16 protein-coding genes and 1 pseudogene are annotated in these 16072 nt (G+C 71.7%); 8 read left to right on the top strand and 9 right to left on the bottom strand.

Annotated features, from left to right (window positions below; all coding sequences use genetic code 11):
* Positions 1 to 73: 73 nt before the first annotated feature.
* On the bottom strand, positions 74 to 1615 hold the full coding sequence (locus ACZ9QC_RS41245) for an AMP-binding protein (RefSeq protein ID WP_472917807.1): 1542 nt from the start codon (positions 1613 to 1615) through the stop codon (positions 74 to 76).
* A gap of 384 nt (positions 1616 to 1999) precedes the next feature.
* On the opposite strand from ACZ9QC_RS41245, the gene ACZ9QC_RS41240 reads away from it, so the two are divergent.
* From ACZ9QC_RS41240 to ACZ9QC_RS41230, 3 genes are all read left to right on the top strand, one after another.
* Positions 2000 to 3013 carry a hypothetical protein gene (locus tag ACZ9QC_RS41240; RefSeq protein ID WP_472917806.1) on the top strand — a complete coding sequence of 338 codons (1014 nt, stop codon included), beginning with the start codon at positions 2000 to 2002 and terminating at the stop codon, positions 3011 to 3013.
* Between the two features lie 202 nt (positions 3014 to 3215).
* On the top strand, positions 3216 to 4049 hold the full coding sequence (locus ACZ9QC_RS41235; protein ID WP_472917805.1) for a class I SAM-dependent methyltransferase: 834 nt from the start codon (positions 3216 to 3218) through the stop codon (positions 4047 to 4049).
* A 464-nt stretch (positions 4050 to 4513) separates the two neighbouring features.
* On the top strand, positions 4514 to 5338 hold the full coding sequence (locus tag ACZ9QC_RS41230) for a DUF1684 domain-containing protein (RefSeq protein WP_472921956.1): 825 nt from the start codon (positions 4514 to 4516) through the stop codon (positions 5336 to 5338).
* A 24-nt stretch (positions 5339 to 5362) separates the two neighbouring features.
* On the opposite strand, the gene ACZ9QC_RS41225 is transcribed toward ACZ9QC_RS41230, so the two are convergent.
* The gene (locus tag ACZ9QC_RS41225; RefSeq protein ID WP_472917804.1) at positions 5363 to 6034 is read right to left on the bottom strand and encodes a hypothetical protein; all 672 of its coding nucleotides are present in this window, start codon (positions 6032 to 6034) and stop codon (positions 5363 to 5365) included.
* 175 nt (positions 6035 to 6209) lie between these two features.
* On the opposite strand from ACZ9QC_RS41225, the gene ACZ9QC_RS41220 reads away from it, so the two are divergent.
* Positions 6210 to 7013, top strand: a complete 804-nt coding sequence (locus tag ACZ9QC_RS41220) for a hypothetical protein (protein ID WP_472917803.1) — start codon at positions 6210 to 6212, stop codon at positions 7011 to 7013.
* A 175-nt stretch (positions 7014 to 7188) separates the two neighbouring features.
* Positions 7189 to 7466: pseudogene (locus ACZ9QC_RS41215) on the top strand (MarR family winged helix-turn-helix transcriptional regulator); the annotation flags it as partial.
* 50 nt (positions 7467 to 7516) lie between these two features.
* Here ACZ9QC_RS41215 and ACZ9QC_RS41210 read toward each other — a convergent pair.
* The gene (locus tag ACZ9QC_RS41210) at positions 7517 to 8788 is read right to left on the bottom strand and encodes a serine hydrolase domain-containing protein (RefSeq protein WP_472917802.1); all 1272 of its coding nucleotides are present in this window, start codon (positions 8786 to 8788) and stop codon (positions 7517 to 7519) included.
* A 122-nt stretch (positions 8789 to 8910) separates the two neighbouring features.
* On the opposite strand from ACZ9QC_RS41210, the gene ACZ9QC_RS41205 reads away from it, so the two are divergent.
* The 3 genes from ACZ9QC_RS41205 to ACZ9QC_RS41195 all read left to right on the top strand — a co-directional run bounded on the left by ACZ9QC_RS41205 (position 8911) and on the right by ACZ9QC_RS41195 (position 10002).
* Positions 8911 to 9438, top strand: a complete 528-nt coding sequence (locus tag ACZ9QC_RS41205) for a hypothetical protein (protein WP_472917801.1) — start codon at positions 8911 to 8913, stop codon at positions 9436 to 9438.
* Between the two features lie 106 nt (positions 9439 to 9544).
* Entirely contained in the window at positions 9545 to 9733 is a 189-nt protein-coding gene (locus ACZ9QC_RS41200) for a hypothetical protein (protein ID WP_472917800.1), read from the top strand.
* The gene (locus tag ACZ9QC_RS41195) at positions 9727 to 10002 is read left to right on the top strand and encodes a hypothetical protein (protein WP_472917799.1); all 276 of its coding nucleotides are present in this window, start codon (positions 9727 to 9729) and stop codon (positions 10000 to 10002) included. Before ACZ9QC_RS41200 ends, ACZ9QC_RS41195 begins: the two co-directional genes overlap by 7 nt.
* Here ACZ9QC_RS41195 and ACZ9QC_RS41190 read toward each other — a convergent pair.
* From ACZ9QC_RS41190 to ACZ9QC_RS41165, 6 genes are all read right to left on the bottom strand, one after another.
* Positions 9981 to 11498 (bottom strand): glycoside hydrolase family 43 protein, encoded by a 1518-nt coding sequence (locus ACZ9QC_RS41190; protein ID WP_472921955.1) that lies wholly within the window; start codon positions 11496 to 11498, stop codon positions 9981 to 9983. The genes ACZ9QC_RS41195 and ACZ9QC_RS41190 overlap by 22 nt on opposite strands.
* Before the next feature lie 81 nt (positions 11499 to 11579).
* A complete protein-coding gene (locus ACZ9QC_RS41185; protein ID WP_472917798.1) occupies positions 11580 to 12695 on the bottom strand; it encodes a LacI family DNA-binding transcriptional regulator in 1116 nt (371 codons plus the stop codon).
* A gap of 150 nt (positions 12696 to 12845) precedes the next feature.
* Positions 12846 to 13238 carry a VOC family protein gene (locus ACZ9QC_RS41180; protein ID WP_467312629.1) on the bottom strand — a complete coding sequence of 131 codons (393 nt, stop codon included), beginning with the start codon at positions 13236 to 13238 and terminating at the stop codon, positions 12846 to 12848.
* A complete protein-coding gene (locus ACZ9QC_RS41175; RefSeq protein WP_472917797.1) occupies positions 13235 to 13540 on the bottom strand; it encodes an ArsR/SmtB family transcription factor in 306 nt (101 codons plus the stop codon). Before ACZ9QC_RS41175 ends, ACZ9QC_RS41180 begins: the two co-directional genes overlap by 4 nt.
* Before the next feature lie 20 nt (positions 13541 to 13560).
* Positions 13561 to 14496 carry an amidohydrolase family protein gene (locus ACZ9QC_RS41170; RefSeq protein ID WP_472917796.1) on the bottom strand — a complete coding sequence of 312 codons (936 nt, stop codon included), beginning with the start codon at positions 14494 to 14496 and terminating at the stop codon, positions 13561 to 13563.
* 90 nt (positions 14497 to 14586) lie between these two features.
* Positions 14587 to 16032, bottom strand: a complete 1446-nt coding sequence (locus tag ACZ9QC_RS41165; RefSeq protein ID WP_472917795.1) for an eCIS core domain-containing protein — start codon at positions 16030 to 16032, stop codon at positions 14587 to 14589.
* Positions 16033 to 16072: the final 40 nt, after the last annotated feature.

The following is a 16072-nucleotide window of genomic DNA, read 5'->3' as shown; positions in this document are numbered from 1 at the left end:
CATCCGTGGTGTACGGCGACGACGGACCGCTGTCGTCGCCGTACACCATCGTCGTGCCGCCGTCGGCAGCCGGTCAGTTGACCTCCCGGGGCCGTCCGGCCCAGTACGGCTCCCGCAGCTTGAACTTCTGGACCTTCCCGGTCGCCGTGCGCGGGATGGCCTCGCGGAACTCCACACTCGTCGGGGCCTTGTACCCGGCGAGCCGCTCCTTGCAGTACGCGATGATCTCGGCCTCGGTCACGGCCCCTCCCTGGGCCCGCACGACCAGCGCCTTGACCGTCTCGCCCCACTTCGTGTCCGGCACCCCGATGACCGCCACCTCGGCGACCTCGGGATGGCTGAAGATCGTGTCCTCCACCTCGATCGACGACACGTTCTCGCCGCCGGTGATGATGACGTCCTTCTTCCGGTCCGAGATCGTCAGATGTCCGTCGGCGGGGTCCAGGGTCCCGCCGTCGCCCGTGTGGAACCAGCCGTCCTCCAGCACGGCGGCGGTCTCCTCCGGCTTCTCCCAGTATCCGTCGAGGACCACGTTCGAGCGCGCCAACACCTCACCGGTGTCCGCCACTTCGAGCTTCACACCGAGCGCCGGCAGACCCGCCCGCGACAGCTTGCGCGCCCGCTCCTCGCCTCCCAGGGCGTCGTCCTCGGGCCGCGTCCGGTTGAACGTCAGCAGGGGTGAGGTCTCCGTCAGTCCGTAGATCTGGGTGAACTCCCAGCCCAGTTCCTCCTCCACCCGCTGGATCATCCGGCTCGGCGGCGGCGCTCCCGCACATACGATCCGCACCCGGTCGCGCCCCGGCACCGGCCCTTCCCAGCCGGTCGCCGCGTCGAGGACCGCGTTCCACACCGCCGGGGCGCCGCACATCAGCGTCACCCCGTGCTCCTCCACCCGGCGCAGGATCTCGGCGCCGTCGACCTTGCGCAGCACCACCTGCCTGGCGCCGAGCCCGGCCAGCACGAACGGCATCCCCCACCCGTTGCAGTGGAACATCGGCAGCGTGTGCAGATACACGTCCCGCTCCCAGGCCCGTGTGTGCAGCCCGAAGGTCAGTCCGTTGACCCAGATGTTGCGGTGCGTGAGCTGAACTCCCTTGGGGCGCGCGGTCGTTCCGGAGGTGTAGTTGATCGTCGCGGTGGCGTCCTCGTCCGGGTTCGACCAGGGCTTCGGCTCCGCCCCGAACCGCATCAGCTCGGTGTCCGTCTGCTCCCCGAGGGTGAACCGGTGCGCCACCTCGACATCGGCGACCGTGTCCCGCACCTCGGGATCGACCAGCAGCACCGAGGCACCGCTCTGGCGCACCACGTACTCGATCTCCTCCGCCTTCAGACGGAAGTTGACCGGTACACAGATCCGTCCGCTCATCGGCACCGCGAACAGCAGCTCCAGCAGACGGGCCGAGTTGTGACTGACCACCGCCACCCGCTCGCCCTCCCCCACGCCGAGCGCGTCCAGTCCCGCCTGCCAGGCCCGCACCCGCTCACCCAGTCGTCCGTACGTCGACGGCGCCACCGGCACCGCGGGCTGACTCGGCTCGTCGATCACCCCGGGACTGTCGGCGAACCCCGCCTCCGCCCGGTCCAGGAAGTCGGCCACCGTCATCGGAACACGCATCTGTCTCCCCACTCGCCCGGTCCGCACGCCGCGCACGCCACGCCTCATGCCGTGCGTCGTGCCTCATGTCTGGTGTCTCATGTCTCGCGCCTGATGTCTGGTGCCTCGTAGGAGTTGTTACTCCCCCACCGAGCGCGTGCGCCACTGGTCCGTCACCCGATCGGGTAAGGCGGGTCCGCGCGTTTTGTCATGTGGGTGGCTAGAACTTTGGGGTGCTCCGGTTCACGGTGGTTCCTCCTGTCCGCCCGATCCGCCCGGAGGGATCCCGCAGTGAGACGTAGGCGATTTGTGGCAGGGAGCATCGGTGTCCTCTCGGGGACGGCACTCGGCGGGGCCTCGTCCCGGGCCGATGTGCCGGCACCCCGTCCGCGGGAGTGGCAGGCGGTGCCCGCACCCGGCAGTATTCCCGCCGCGCAACTGCGGCGGATCGCCGCCGCGGGACCACGACTGGCCTGGGCCGTGGGCGAGGAGAACCTGGCCCCGCAGGCCCAGCAACGGGCCCTGACCATGGTGTGGAACGGCGGTGCCTGGTCGAAGGCCGACCTGTCGCACCTCTCGCACACGAGGATCGTCGATGTCGCCGGTGTCCGCCCGTCCGCGGCGTGGGCCGTGGCCCATCCCACCGGTGACGGCAGCCCCCTGCTGCGCTGGGACGGGACCACGTGGCGCGAGGCCGACTTCCCCGGCAGGGGGGAACCGGACGTCAGGATCAGCGCGGTGGCGGTCGGCCGCGACCGGCGGGTGTGGGTCTGCGGCGTGCGGGACGGCGCCGCCCGTCTGCTGCTCGGCGAGGGACGGAGGTGGCGCTGGCTGGACCCGCTGCCCGTCGCGAGCGTGAACCTCTACCGGGTCGTCGTCCGTCGGCCGGGCGAGGTGTGGGTCTGCGGAGACCGGTCGAACGGAGGTGGCTGGTCCGGCCTCGTGGCCCGCTGGAACGGGGAGTGGACCGTTCTCCCCCCGATCGCGGGCCTTCGGCTGGGCATCGCCGACGTGCACTGCGCCGCTCCGGACGACGTGTGGGCCGTGGGCACCGAGGCCGGTGTCGGCGGCCCCGTCGGCCGCCCCGGCAACCCCGCCCTGAGCCACTGGGACGGTACTGCCTGGACCCGACTGGAGGCCGGCTTCACCCTCGGGTCGCTCACCGGGATAACCGGCGACGCCCGGGGGCGCGCCGCCTGGATATCGGGCTGGAACTTCTCGGACCAGAGCCGCAGTACGTATCTGCGCCGGGACGGGGACACCTGGGCCCTCGCCCGGGGCCCGGCGGGCCCGGCACCGGCGCCGTACCTCAACGACGTGACGTCCGTCCCGGGCACCAGGTCGTTCTGGTCGGTGGGCATGACACGGTCCGCCCCGTATCCGCCGACCGAGGCGTACAGCGAACGCCTCGGGGGCTGAGCGACACGGGATCGGACCACGCCGACGCGGCGCGCCGGAGGAAGGCGACCGGGTGGGAGGGCCGGCGGTCGGCGACCGGGTTGGAGGGGCCGGTGGTGCGGCGCGCCTCGGGCCGGTGGGGCACGGGCCGGGGACGATCGGGTGGGGCGGCGACCTCGTGGGAGCCGCCCGGCACCTGTCCCTCGTGCGAAGGGGTTCGCGCATGACCGCGTTCGACGGCTCGCCCGACGGTGGACGCTACGGCGAGGCCGTCTTCCGCCCCGACCAGGCGGGCGAGAGCGAGCGGATCGACTACGGCGCCCTCGCCTACGACGACATCACCCTGGCGCGGCTGCGGGGCCTCGGGGTCGGCCCGGGGTGGCGCTGCCTCGACGTGGGCGCCGGCACGGGCACCGTCTCCCGACTGCTGCTGGAGGAGGCCGGGGTCACCAGCGTGCTGGCCGTGGACCGCGACGTACGGTTCCTCGGATCTCGGCCGGTACCCGGGCTCGACGTACTGGAGGCCGACATCTCGGCCCCGACCTTCGCGCCCGGCCGTTTCCGGCTCGTCCACGCGCGCTTCGTGCTGATGCACCTCCCCGAGCGCGAGCGTCTGATCACGGCGCTGGCCGAACTCGTCGAGCCCGGTGGTGTGCTGGTGCTCAGCGACGCGGTCGACCTGACGGGCGACCGGACTCCCGACACCCCGTACGGCGTGGCGATGCGGGCCATGTGGGAGGGGCTGCGGACCACCATCGGCACGGACGTCTCCTGGGTGCCGTCGTACCCCCGACTGCTGCGGGGCGCGGGGCTGGAGTCCGTGGCCGCCGAGGTCCATGTGCCGCCGCTGCTGCCGGGCAGCCCCATCAGCCGCTTCTGGGCGGACACATGGGACCGGAGCAGGGCGGCGATGGTCGCCACCGGCCTGGTCGACGACGAGGCCGTCGACGCGGCGATCCGGTACCTGGGCGGGGACGAGTGCGCGGCGCTGTCGGCCGGCATGCTCACCGCCTGGGGACGCAGACCCGCGAGCGATCCGCCCTCCGGCCCCGCGTAAGTGTCCTTCCTGCCTTGCGTTCCAGAGAGTGGACGCCTCTTGGTGTCGAGCCACGGCTGCGGTAGAACAGGGCCATGAATCCCGAGCCCTTGGTGCGACGCCTGGTCATCGACCTGTGCCGACGCCCGGGCTCGTGTTGTTGCTGAACCGACGCTCTCCGGCCCGCCCCGCCCTCCGGTGACCCACCCGGTGCGGGCGGTCCTCGCGCCGGGTCGCGGGGTGCGCCCTTCCGCTCAGTCCAGCATCGCTCCCGCTCGGGGTCGGCCGCCCACGTCGACACCTCGGCCGCCGAGCCCGGCGAGGCCGTCACCCGCTGTCGGGCCGGTGGACGGGTCATGCACCGCATCACGCTGCGCGGCGACACACCGGCCGGCCCCGCGACCGCGCCGCGCTGACCGGCACCGGCCACCGAGAGCCTCATGGGCAACGCCACCGCCGACATCACCGACCACGGAGGGACCCACATGACCGTTCAGGACACCGCCGAGGAGCTGTCCGCCTTCACCCGCGACTGGCAGGAGTGGCACACCGGGCAGGAGACCCGGCTCGCCGACCCGCACGGCTTCCTCGCCGTCACCGGCCTGTACTGGCTCGGCGAGGAGCCGCAGCGCTTCCCGGACGCGCCGGGCGCCTGGTCGACCGGCGCCGAGGGGGTCGTCGTGGTCCTCGACGAGGGGGAGGAACTGGTCGTGGACGGAGTCCCCGTGCACGGCGAGCACCGCTTCGGGGTGCTCCCGGAACGCGGCGGGGTCGACGCGGTCTGGGGCGACGCCGTGATCGAGGTGGCCAGGCGCGGCGGACACGACATCGTCCGCCCTCGGCACCCGGACGCCCCGCTGCGCACCGCGTACACCGGTACGCCCGCCTACGCACCACACCCCCGCTGGGTGGTGACCGGCCGCTACACGGCCTTCGACGCACCCCGGCCGACGACCGTGGGTGCGGCGGTGGAGGGCCTTGAGCATGTGTACGACGCGCCGGGCCGGGTCGAGTTCGAACTGGACGGACGTTCCCTCGCCCTGACCGCGTTCCCCGGGCACGGGCCGGGCGGTCTGCTGGTGCTGTTCACCGACGCCACGTCCGGGGTCACCACCTACGCGGCCAACCGGGCGCTCGCGCTCGCCCCGCCCGCCGCCGACGGCACGGTCGTCCTGGACTTCAACCGGGCGACGAACCTGCCGTGCGCCTACACCGATCTGGCCACCTGCCCTCTGCCCCCTGCCGAGAACCGCCTGCCGGTGGCGATCGAGGCCGGGGAGAGGATCCCGCGCGAACGGGGCGGCTCCTGACCGACGGGAGCGCGCTTCCCCCGCTCAGTGTCCCGGCCGCCTGAAGTGGGCGTAGGGCGGATACGGCTTGAAGCAGATCAGGACTTCGAGGGGGTGGCCGCCGCCGGGTGGCTGGGACAGTGACGGGAGTGCCGCCATCAGAGCCGAGTGGCCCTTGGCCACTCCCTTCTGGTGCGGGCCCCACCCCGCCGCGTGGGCGAAGTCCGTGGCGATCGCGGCGAAGACGTCACGGCTGCCGAAGAGGAAGAACGTCCTGGCGTGGGTGGCGTGCCGCAACCCGTCCCGGAGGTCGGCCCGTTGCCCACGTCCGGTCCAGGAGCCGGCGTCCCGTACGGTGCGCGCCTCGTCGGTGCGGACGGTCAGCGGAGTGCCGTCGACCAGCTTGCGCCGCAGTTCGGGCCACTTGCTGGAGCGCAGGCCGAGCGTGCGGTGGGCCAGGACCAGGTCCACGCGCTCGCCGACGCCCTCGTCCGGCGGGAGGCCGTCGCGCAACGGCACATGCACGATCGTGTGCCGGGAGTAGGCGGCGAAGGAGAACAGTCCGGCCAGCCGGTTCAGCCCGTCGTGGTCGCCGAGCAGGATTCCGATGGGCTCCGGCGCGCGCAACGAGGTGTGGCGCAGGGGCTGTCGGGGCCGGACGACACGGTGCTCGTGTGGCCCGATCCGGGGCCTGAACTCGCGCAGCCTCAGCCGCATACGGGGTGCCTCATCGCCTCAGCATCGTGGCCGGAGCACCACCGCGGCAACCGAGATCCGCACACCGCGGGGAAGCCACCTCTCCGTGGGAACAACTGCTCATGCGGGAGTTGTGAGGGCACATGGGTGAGTACCATCCGCACACATCACGTTTGTTGTCGGGAAGGGAACCGCCATGACCGAGACACCGTCCGAGTCGGCCGATCTCAAGACGCAGTACACCGCCCAGGTCGCAGCCGACCTGGAGCGCAACGCCAAGGAACAGGACCGTCTCATCGGGGAGATCGACGCTCTGCAGGAGCAACTCCTCAGTCTGCGGCAGGACCACGCCGTGCTGGTGAACATGCAGCAGGCCCTCGGTGTCGCGGCGTCCGAGCCCACGGCCGTGGCCGAGGAGCCCGCGACACCCTCCGTGCCCCGGCAGAAGACCGCTCCCTCCCCGGAAGCCGGCAAGCGCGCCCGGGCGAAGAAGACCGAGCCCACGCAGGACGGCAGGCGGACGAAGAAGTCGACCGCCACGAAGACCGCCGCTCCCAAGGCTGCGGCCACCAAGACCGCCGCCACCAAGACCGCCGCTCCGAAGTCAGCGACGGCGAAGCCCGCGAGCACGAAGTCGGCGAGCACGACGGCCAAGAAGACCGCGACGGCCGCCACCAAGACGACGGCGGCCAAGACGACGGCGCCCAAGACCGCGACCGCCGAGAAGGCGCAGCCCACGCTCGTCGAACTCATCCGCCGCCACCTCACCGAGCAGAGCGAACCGCGCTCCGCGGCCGAGGTCGCCGCCGCGCTCACCCAGGCCCACCCGGACCGCCGTGTGCAGACCAACGTCGTGCGCACCACCCTCGAAGGGCTCGTCGCCAAGAGCAACGCCCAGCGCGTCAAGCAGGGTTCCTCGGTGTACTACACCGCTCCCGACGCGCCGGAGCCGGCCGCCCCGGCGCAAGGCCCCTCCGAGCCCGCGGCGGCAACCGACTGAGCGCGGGACCTCGCTCCGGGGTGCGCCCGGAGCACACGCCCCAGTACTCGGGCCTCCCGGCGATCGGCCGGTGCCGAGTCGCGCACCGGTGATCGCCGGGAGGCCCGTGTCCAGACGTCGGCCGTCGTCGAGGAACGGCCGGCCCGTCAGTACCGCTGCCCACGTTCCTGAGGCGGAACAGGTCCTCACCACCGGCGGGGCGCCACCCGGCTGGTGGACCGCAGGGAGGAGGCGGAGCCGGTCACCCGGGCGGAGTCCCCCTCCGCCCGCGGAAAGCCGGTACGGCTGACCCCGCTGGGCGAGGAGACGACGGTGCGCGCCGCTCGGGTCCACGTCGAGAACATCAAGAAGTGTGTCCTGAGTCCGCTCCCGGGGGCGGATCGCGTCCGGTTCGCGGAGGATCTCCGCATCCTCGGCCACACGGCCAGGGACGTACTGCTCCGACTGCCCTGAGCCCCTCGACGCCGCGCGGAGGGCGACGGGCGCGCCTCGGACGTGCCGCGTCAGTCGCCCTCCGCGCGCACACGGTCCGCGATGCCCAGCGTCAGTGCCTGCGCCTGGTCCTCCAGGTTCCATTTCCCGTCGCGGGAGGCGTGGTTGCTGATCCAGAACACGAGGACGCCGTCGCGCAGGGACCGGCTCAGAAGCCCCAGGGACCAGTCGTTGCCGCCGTCGTGCCAGGCGAGCCGGCCGTCCGGGGTGTCGCGCAGGCTCCAGCCGTATCCGTACGAGCTCTCCGATCCTGGCTCCGGGACGCGGGGCTCGAAGAGCTTGTCCCTGGCCCGCGTCGGCAGGATCTCGTCCCCCAGAAGGGCGCGGTGCCACCGGAACATGTCATGGGCGGTGGAGAGCATGCCGCCGTTGCCACGCAGGTTCCAGTACGGTCCGTCGGCCGCCCAGGGGTGGTCGAAGGGCCGCCCCTGGGCGCGCCCCCGGCTGTCGTACTCCACCGCGACCAGATGCCGGGGCCAGCGGGGCAGGACGTAGCCGGTCCGCTCCATCCCGGCCGGCGCGAACAGGTGCCGGGCCAGGAACCGTTCGTACGTCTCCCCGGACGCCTCCTCGACGATCGCCGCGAGCAGGCTGTAGCCGGTGTTGGAGTAGTGGAACTCCTCGCCCGGGGCGGACCGCAGCCGCGACGCCAGGGCTCCGCGCACCAACTCCTCCCGCGACACCGGGTCGTAGTCGTCGCCGAGGCCCTCGACCAGACCCGAGGTGTGCGTCAGCAGGTGCTCGACGGTGATGCCGCGCTTGTCCGCGGGCACGGCCCGCCCACGCCCGAGGAACCGGCTGATCGGATCGCTCACCCGGAGCCGGCCCAGCACCTCCAGTTTGACGATCGCGGCCGCGGTGAACTGCTTGGTGATCGACATGACGTCGTACACGGTCCGGCAGCTCGCGGGAGTTCCGGCGGCACGGTCCGCCGCCCCGAATCCGCCGCAGTGCACGAGCCGGTCACCCCGGGCGGCGATCACGGTGCCACCGGGCCCGGCGGGCAGGGTACGGCGGAGGAAGTCGGCGACCGACTCCGCCTCGCGGTGCCGGGTCTCAGGGGCGCGCGCCGCCGACCGTTCGGCACCGGGCTTCTCGGCACACCCGCCGAGCGTCAGCAGAGCGGCGAAGGCGGTGCCGATGGCCGTACGGCGGCGGGGGCCGTGCCCATGGCTGTGGTGGGTATGGCGGTTGTGGATGTGGCTGGGACTGTGGATGTGGTGGGGACTGTGGTTGTGGTGGGGACTGTGGTTGTGGGTGGGGGGCGACGGAGTCTTGCCCATATGACCTCCAACATCGGGAATCCGTCCCGAGGTTGACCGTCGCTCCCGCCGCTTCTCAAGCCATGATGGTGTTCGAGCTTGTGCGAGCCCGTGTACGTCCAGGTCGACCAGGGGGAACCACGATGACCACAGCACCGCCCACACCGCCGGACACCGACGCAGCCGCCTTCGTGGCGGCGCTCCGCCGCCTCAAGGCGTGGTCGGGCCTGAGCTACCGCCAGTTGGAGCGCCGCGCTACCGAGTCGGGTCACACCCTGCCCTATTCCACGGCGGCGACCATGCTCGGCCGGGACCGCCTGCCCCGCGAGGAGTTGGTCGCGGCGTTCGTGGCGGCGTGCGGGGTGCGGGCGGAGGAGGCGGAGGCATGGCTGGACGCGCGGGTGGCCATCGCGTGCGGGCCGCCCGCCGGGACCGCTGTGCGGCCTCGCACGGTCGCGGCCGACCCGGACCCGCGCCGCCGGAAGGTAGCGGGAGACGGCCTCCACAGCGGACGTGCCGGGCGAGTGCGGCAGCACCGGAGGATGTTCGCGGTGGCCGCGGCGGTCGCCACCGTGCTCTTCGGTGGTGTGACAGCGACCGGCGCCTTCGCCGACGACGTCGAGGTCGACGTCGAACAGACGGGGACGTCCCTGCACCTGCCGCGCTCCTGATGAACGCGGCACAAGGCCGTCGGAGCCGTGGAAACCGCCCGGCCATGCGTGGGGCCCGAGAGGTCGGCCGCACGGGCGGGAGCGGCGTAGGGGGAAACGTCGTGAGGTGATCCGGCGCACCAGCGACGAACAGGTCGGCAAGGGCGCCGTACGGCAGCGTATCCGCGATCTGCTGACCAGCGACCAACTGCGCGATCCGGACGACGTGGCACGCCCGCACCCGCACGAGCTGTCCGGCGGCATGCTCCAGCGCGTCGTCATGGCCATGGCGCCGACGGGTCGCCGAAGGTGCTGATCTCCGACGAACCGACCACGGCGCTGGACGTGACCGTGCAGGCGGGGTTCCTGGACCTGTTGCGGACGCTGCGCGACGAGCACGGTATGGCCATCGTCCTGATCACGCACGACCTGGGCGTGGTGGCGGGCAGCTGCGACCGCGCGATCGTGATGGAGCAGGACCGCATCGTGGAGGAGGGCTCGGTCGTGGAGGATGTGCCGGACCCGGATCTGCAGCAGCGGCAGCGCCGGGAGCAGCGGTCGCTTCAGCTCTCCAGCGGCTCGTAGTCGAACCAGTCGAAGTGCGCGGAGGCCGTGGAGACGAACATGCCGAACACCCGGCCGGTGAAGCCTCCGGCGACCTCCGTGGACAGGTATCGGCCGTCCAGCGAGGCGAGTTCGACGTAGCCGCCGTCGGGTTCCTCGAAGCCGAGCGAGACGAGGTCGGGGCCGGTCCGCGGGTCGTTCACCGTCGTGGGGACCGTCTCGGCGCGGAGCACCACGGGTCCGTCCGGCACCTGCCGGGACGCCACGATCGTGTTCAACGGGCCGATGCGGGCGCGGACCCGCACCTCTCCGGCGCTCGTCTCGACGGAGTAGTGGTGCCGTTCGTCGAGGCGTACGGCGAGGCCGCCCTGTCCCTCCGCCACGTCCACCAGGGTGCGCACCCGGCACGACGCGTGCTGCTGACGGCGTCCGACGAACGTCACCTCGGCGTCGTCGAGCGACCCGCCACGGGCACGCAGGGTCAGCGAGCCGGGCCGTTCCTTGGTGGTGACGTCCTCGGGGGGACGCCGACGCAACGAGATCCAGTGCGGCGCCAGTTCAGCGGCGTCGAAGTCGTCCCGGGTTTCCGGGACGACGGCGGGCGGGTGGAGGGGCCAGGGCGGCGCGGGCATGGTCGTGGCCAGTTCTCCGACCACGGGCCAGCCGTCGACCCATCCCACCGGCGCGAGGCAGGTCTCGCGGCCGAGTACGTGCCAGCCGGGGGTGCCGCCGCCGGGACGTACACCGAGCAGCACCATCCACCATGAGCCGTCGGGCCCCTGCACGAGGTCGGCGTGGCCGGTGTTCTGGATGGGGTGGTCCCTGCCGCGGTGGCTGAGGATCGGGTTGTCCGGGCAGGGCTCGAACGGGCCGGTGGGGCTGGGGCCGCGGGCGATCGAGACGCCGTGGCCCCGCTCGGTGCCGCCCTCGGCGATGAGCAGGTACCAGTGGTCGCCGATGCGGTACAGGTGCGGTGCCTCGGGGGCCTTGGCGCCGGGTGCCCCGGACCACAGCTGTCGACGGGTGCCGGAGGTCTCGCCGGTGCGGGGGTCGAGGCCGATCTGTCCGACTCCCGCGGTGGTGCACCAGCAGGTGCCGTCCTCGTCCCAGGCGAGGTCGGGGTCGATGCCGTCCACCCCGGGCAGCCGGATCGGGTCGGACCAGGGGCCGGCCGGGTCGGTGGCGGTGAACAGCAGGTTGCCGTCGCCGCTGACGTTGGTGACGATCAGCCAGAAACGGCCGTCGTGGTGGCGCAGGGTGGGCGCGTAGATCCCTCCGGAGGAGGCCGCGTCCGGGGGCAGCCTTAGTTGGCTCGGACGGTCGAGGGCGTTGCCGATCTGGGTCCAGTGCACCAGGTCCCGGCTGTGGAAGAGGGGGACGCCCGGGAAGTACTCGAAGCTGGAGCACGCGAGGTAGTAGTCGTCGCCCACCCGGCAGACGGAGGGGTCGGGGTGGAAGCCGGGGATCACCGGATTGCTGACGGTGTGGTCCGTCTCGGACACGCTGGTCACCCTCAGGGTCCTTTCGCAGTCACGAAAGTCTCGTATCAAGTTGTAGAAAGTTTCTTTCGGCAGGCTAGTTACCGGCTGTCCCGGCGGTCAATGGCCCGGGCGGTCGGCTTCCGGGGGCGGGGCGGTGCTGGACCGGACCGTCAGGGTCGTCGCGATCTCCATCCCGGCCTGGGGGGCGGCCTCGCCCCGGCCGAGCGTGAGCGCCAGTTCGGTCGCGGCCACCGCCATCTCCGTCAGGGGCTGGTGAACGGTCGTCAGAGGCGGGTCGACCCATGCCACGACCGGCAGGTCGTCGAATCCCACGACGCTCAGGTCGTCGGGGATGCGCAGACCCGCCTCGCGTGCCGCCTGGTAGACGCCCAGCGCCTGGAGGTCGTTGGTGGTGAAGATCGCCGTCGGACGGTCGGGCAGAGCCAGCAGGGCGCGCGCGGCGCGCCGGCCGTCCTCCCCGGTGAGGGGTGCGTGCACGACGAGTTCCGGGTCGACCGGCAGACCGGCCGCCCCCATCGCGGAGCGGTATCCGTCCAGCCGGGCGCTGCAGTACAGCTGGTCCGGCGGGCCGGCGATCATGGCGATGCGGCGGTGGCCGAGTTCGGTGAGGTGGCGGGTCGCGGCCCGGCCGCCGGACCAGTTGGTGGCGCCCACGAACGGGACGTCGTCGGGCAGTTCCGTGGCCGGGTCGAAGACGACGAACGGGATGCCCTTGGCCGTGAGCTGCTCCCGCTCGGCCTCGGACAGCTGGGCCACGGACAGGACGCAGTTGGGCCGCCGGGAGACGGTGTCGTCCCAGGTGAGCGGGTTCGAGTCGTGCAGTCCGAACTCGGACACCATGACACCCACGCGGTGGCGGCGGGCGACCCGCTCGACACCCCGGATGATCTCGGCCGCCCACAGGTGCTCCAACTCGCGGAACACGAGCTCCAGGACGTTGTTGCGCTGGGCGCCGGTCGGCTTGCGGTAGCCGTACCGGTCGACCAGTTCCTCGACGCGGGCGCGGGTGTCGGCGGAGACGCCGGACCTGCCGTTGATCACCTTGGACACGGTGGGGACGGACACTCCCGCCGACTCGGCGATGAACGCGATCGTGACCGGCCGGGACGTGTCGCCCTGTCCGTCGTTGCTGTCCGCCGGCCGGTCGGCCGTCTGGTCGACCGTCTGGTCCGCCAAGGTAGCCCGCCCGTCTCCTGATCGCACCCGGCTCATTCTGGCATCTCTCGTCGCCACGACCGTGGCCTCCGAAGCGCCCTGGTGTTAACGTTTCGGCCGCCAAGAGGGAAAGTTTCCTTCTCCTGCCTCGAAATCAGGCCGGGGGCGTGGCGGGAGGTGTCCTCCGGCCCCAATTCCCCTACTCCCCTACTGCGGCTCCGTCGCGATCTGGATCAGGTTGCCGCAAGTGTCGTCGAACACGGCGGTGGTGACGGGGCCCATCTCCACGGGCTCCTGGACGAAGCGCACACCGAGGCCGCGCAGGCGCTCGTACTCCGCGCGCACGTCGTCCACGGCGAACTGGGCCAGCGGGATGCCGTCCTCGACGAGGGCGTCCCGGTAGGTCTTGGCAGCCGGATGACCGGCGGGTTCCAGAAGGAGTTCGGTGCCGTGGGGCTCGTCGGGCGAGACGACGGTCAGCCACCGGTCCTTCTCGCCCACCGGGACGTCGTGCTTCTTCACGAAGCCCAGGATCTCGGTGTAGAACCGCTCGGCCTCAGCCTGGTCGTCGACGAAGACGCTGGTCAGATGGATCTTCATGGGGTGCTCTCCTGCTGCGGTGCGGGGGTGTCGGACATGTGCCACCGCTCGGCTATCCGCCGCAGTGGGGCCGTGTTGAGGTCGTGGAACTTGTAGCGGCCCTCCCGTCTGGTCTCGACGAGCCCCGCGGACTCCAGCACGGCGAGGTGCTGGGAGACCGCCTGGCGCGAGATCCCGAGCTGGTGCTTCATGCTCAGTCGGGAACAGATCTCGAACAGTGTCTGCCCGGATTTCTCGGTGAGCTCGTCGAGGATGACCCGGCGCGTGGGGTCGGCCAGGGCTTTGAACAGGTCGTCGGCCACACCCCAGCATAGGCAAGTCGTCACTTGCCTATCAAGTGGCCGGGTGGCACCTGCCCGGACCCCCACAGCGCGAACAGCTTCGCCGCGTTGTCGTGGCACACCGCCCGCAGCCACTCCTCGCCGAGGCCCAGCCGCTCCAGGGCGTGGAGCTGGTGCACGTAGGGATAGGGGAGGTTCGGGAAGTCGGAGCCGAGGAGGACACGGTCACCGAGGTCCGCCAGCCGGGGCAGGGCACGGCGGGGGAACGGCATGAACCCCTCGCTGAAGTCGGTGAACGCCATCGTGGTGTCCAGCCGCACCTCCCCGTACCGCTCGGCGAGCCCGAGGAACTCCTCGTACTCGGGCATCCCCATGTGGGCGACGATCAGCCGCAGCCGAGGGTGCCGCGCCAGCACCCGGGTGATCGGCTCGGGACCGGTGTGCTTGCCCGGCGCGGGTCCGGAACCGCAGTGGATCACCACGGGGACCCCCGCCTCGGCCAGCAACCCCCAGACGGGATCGAGGAGTTCGGCGGCGGGGTCGTACGCGCCCACCTGCACATGCGCCTTGAAGACACGCGCGCCCGCCTCGACGGCCTCGCGGACGTACGCCTCGGCGCCAGGCTCCGGATAGAGGGTCGCGGTGTGCAGACAGTCGGGGGTGCGGCCGGCGAAGTCGGCCGCCCAGCCGTTCAGCCACCGGGCCATGCCCGGCTTGTGCGGGTAGAGCATCGCCGTGAAGGCCCGGACCCCGAACTGCCGCAGCAGGGCGGCCCGTTCGGCCTCCTCGTGCCGATAGGTGATCGGCCACTCCATCCCGCCGGTCAGGGGTCCGAGCCCGTCGAAGTACTCCCACACCTTGCGCAGGACACGCTCGGGCATGAAGTGCGTGTGGACGTCGACCAGTCCGGGCAGGGCGAGCGCCTCCCAGAAACGGCGGACCTCGGCGGCTTCCTCCCCCACGGGCATGTCACTCATGGTGCCCATGATCGGCTCCGCCGAGGCGGCGGGTCCACCCCCTCGCCCGAGGGGCCGTGAGGGATCGGATCCCTCACGGGCCGTCCCGGGCTACACGTTCTTCTCGCCCTTCACCGGCCTGACGTCCTCCACGAACAGCTGGAAGAGCAGGCGGGTGATGTCACTGTCCCCGAGGGAGAGGCTGAACGGCTCCTTCGCCTCGGGCTTGAGCCCGATGTATCCGGGGAGTTTTCCCTCGCCGCCCGCGGCCGTCGGGAAGGTGCTTCCCGTTTCCTCCTCGCGGGTCTTCCTGATGTGATAGGGAGTTCCCTTGTCTCCGGAAATCGCCATGTACTGCGGGTGGAAGAGGAGTTCGTGCGCGCCCTCCTTGAGCGTGAACTCGACCATCACCTGCGTGTCCTCGTCATGGAAGTACTCCTCCGCCTGACCGGCGTCACCGAGGTGGTTGCTGACGGGCATGACTCCGACGTCGCCGGCGCCGTCCGCCACCGCCGCACGGAACCGCTTCGCGATTCCGTCGCCGTCCTTGCTCTCGGTCTTCAGCCAGTCCTCGGTGGCAGTGGCCTTTCCCTTCCATTCCATGATCTGGACGGCCTCGCTCGCGAACATGGTCCGGTAGAGCTTCAGACGGCCCTTGCCCTTGTCGCCCAGACCGGCCAGCTCCTCCAGGAGCTGGGGTCCGACGGTGTGGAGAATGTCCTCCAGTTTCCGCTTCGGGGCCGCCCCGGCCTTTCCCTTCTTCTTCGTCTTGGGCGGAAGGAGAGGATGGCCCGCGGCCGTCATCTTGTCCTTCCAGTATTTCTCCTGGAGCATTTCCTGCGGATCCCCGAGCATCCGCTGCACCGCCGGCGCGGAGGCAAGGTCACGCGCGGAATCCGCCGAGTCCCGCCCCGGGGCGGCCGCCCGCTGCACCTCGGGCCTCGCAGGGCCCGACATCACCCGGCGCGCATTGGCCTCGGCGGCCTGTTCGAACCGGTCGGACGGGTCGGAGACCTTCAGCCCGCCACCGTTGTCGGTGCCGGCGACCGGCCCCTGGCGCTGCTGGATGACATGGGTGAGCTCATGGGCGAGCGTGTGCTTGTCGGCTCCGCCGTCCCCGATGACCACATGGCTGCCGGAGGTGTAGGCGCGGGCGCCGACCTCGGCGGCCGACGCCCTCGCCGCGCTGTCGTCGTGGATGCGGACGTCCGAGAAGTCGGCACCGAGCCGCGCCTCCATGTCCGTACGGGTGGCGTCGTCGAGGGGCTGGCCGGGCGCGCGCAGGACGTCGTGGACGGCCGAGCGCTGCACGGTGGGCTCGGCGGCACCCCGGTGCCCGCAGTCGGCACTGTGCCGGTGCTCCTCCTGGGCCCAGGAATGGCCGGACCGGCGGAGCAGCTGGACGACCGCCGCGTTGCCGGTGGCGTTCTGCAGTGCGAGCAGTCCCTGCGGCGACGACAGATCCGGGTGCTGCCGCGCGGGTGACGCCGCTGTCACAGCCGGGCCCCGGTTCTCCTTCCTGTCGTCGCCTGCCTTGTCGCTCCTGCGTGTCCGCACTGACAGCCCTCTCCCATGACCAACGCGTGAAATTCCTTGC

It is taken from the genome of Streptomyces sp. HUAS MS02, from assembly GCF_055702265.1.
This window is presented reverse-complemented; position numbering and strand designations above follow the sequence as displayed.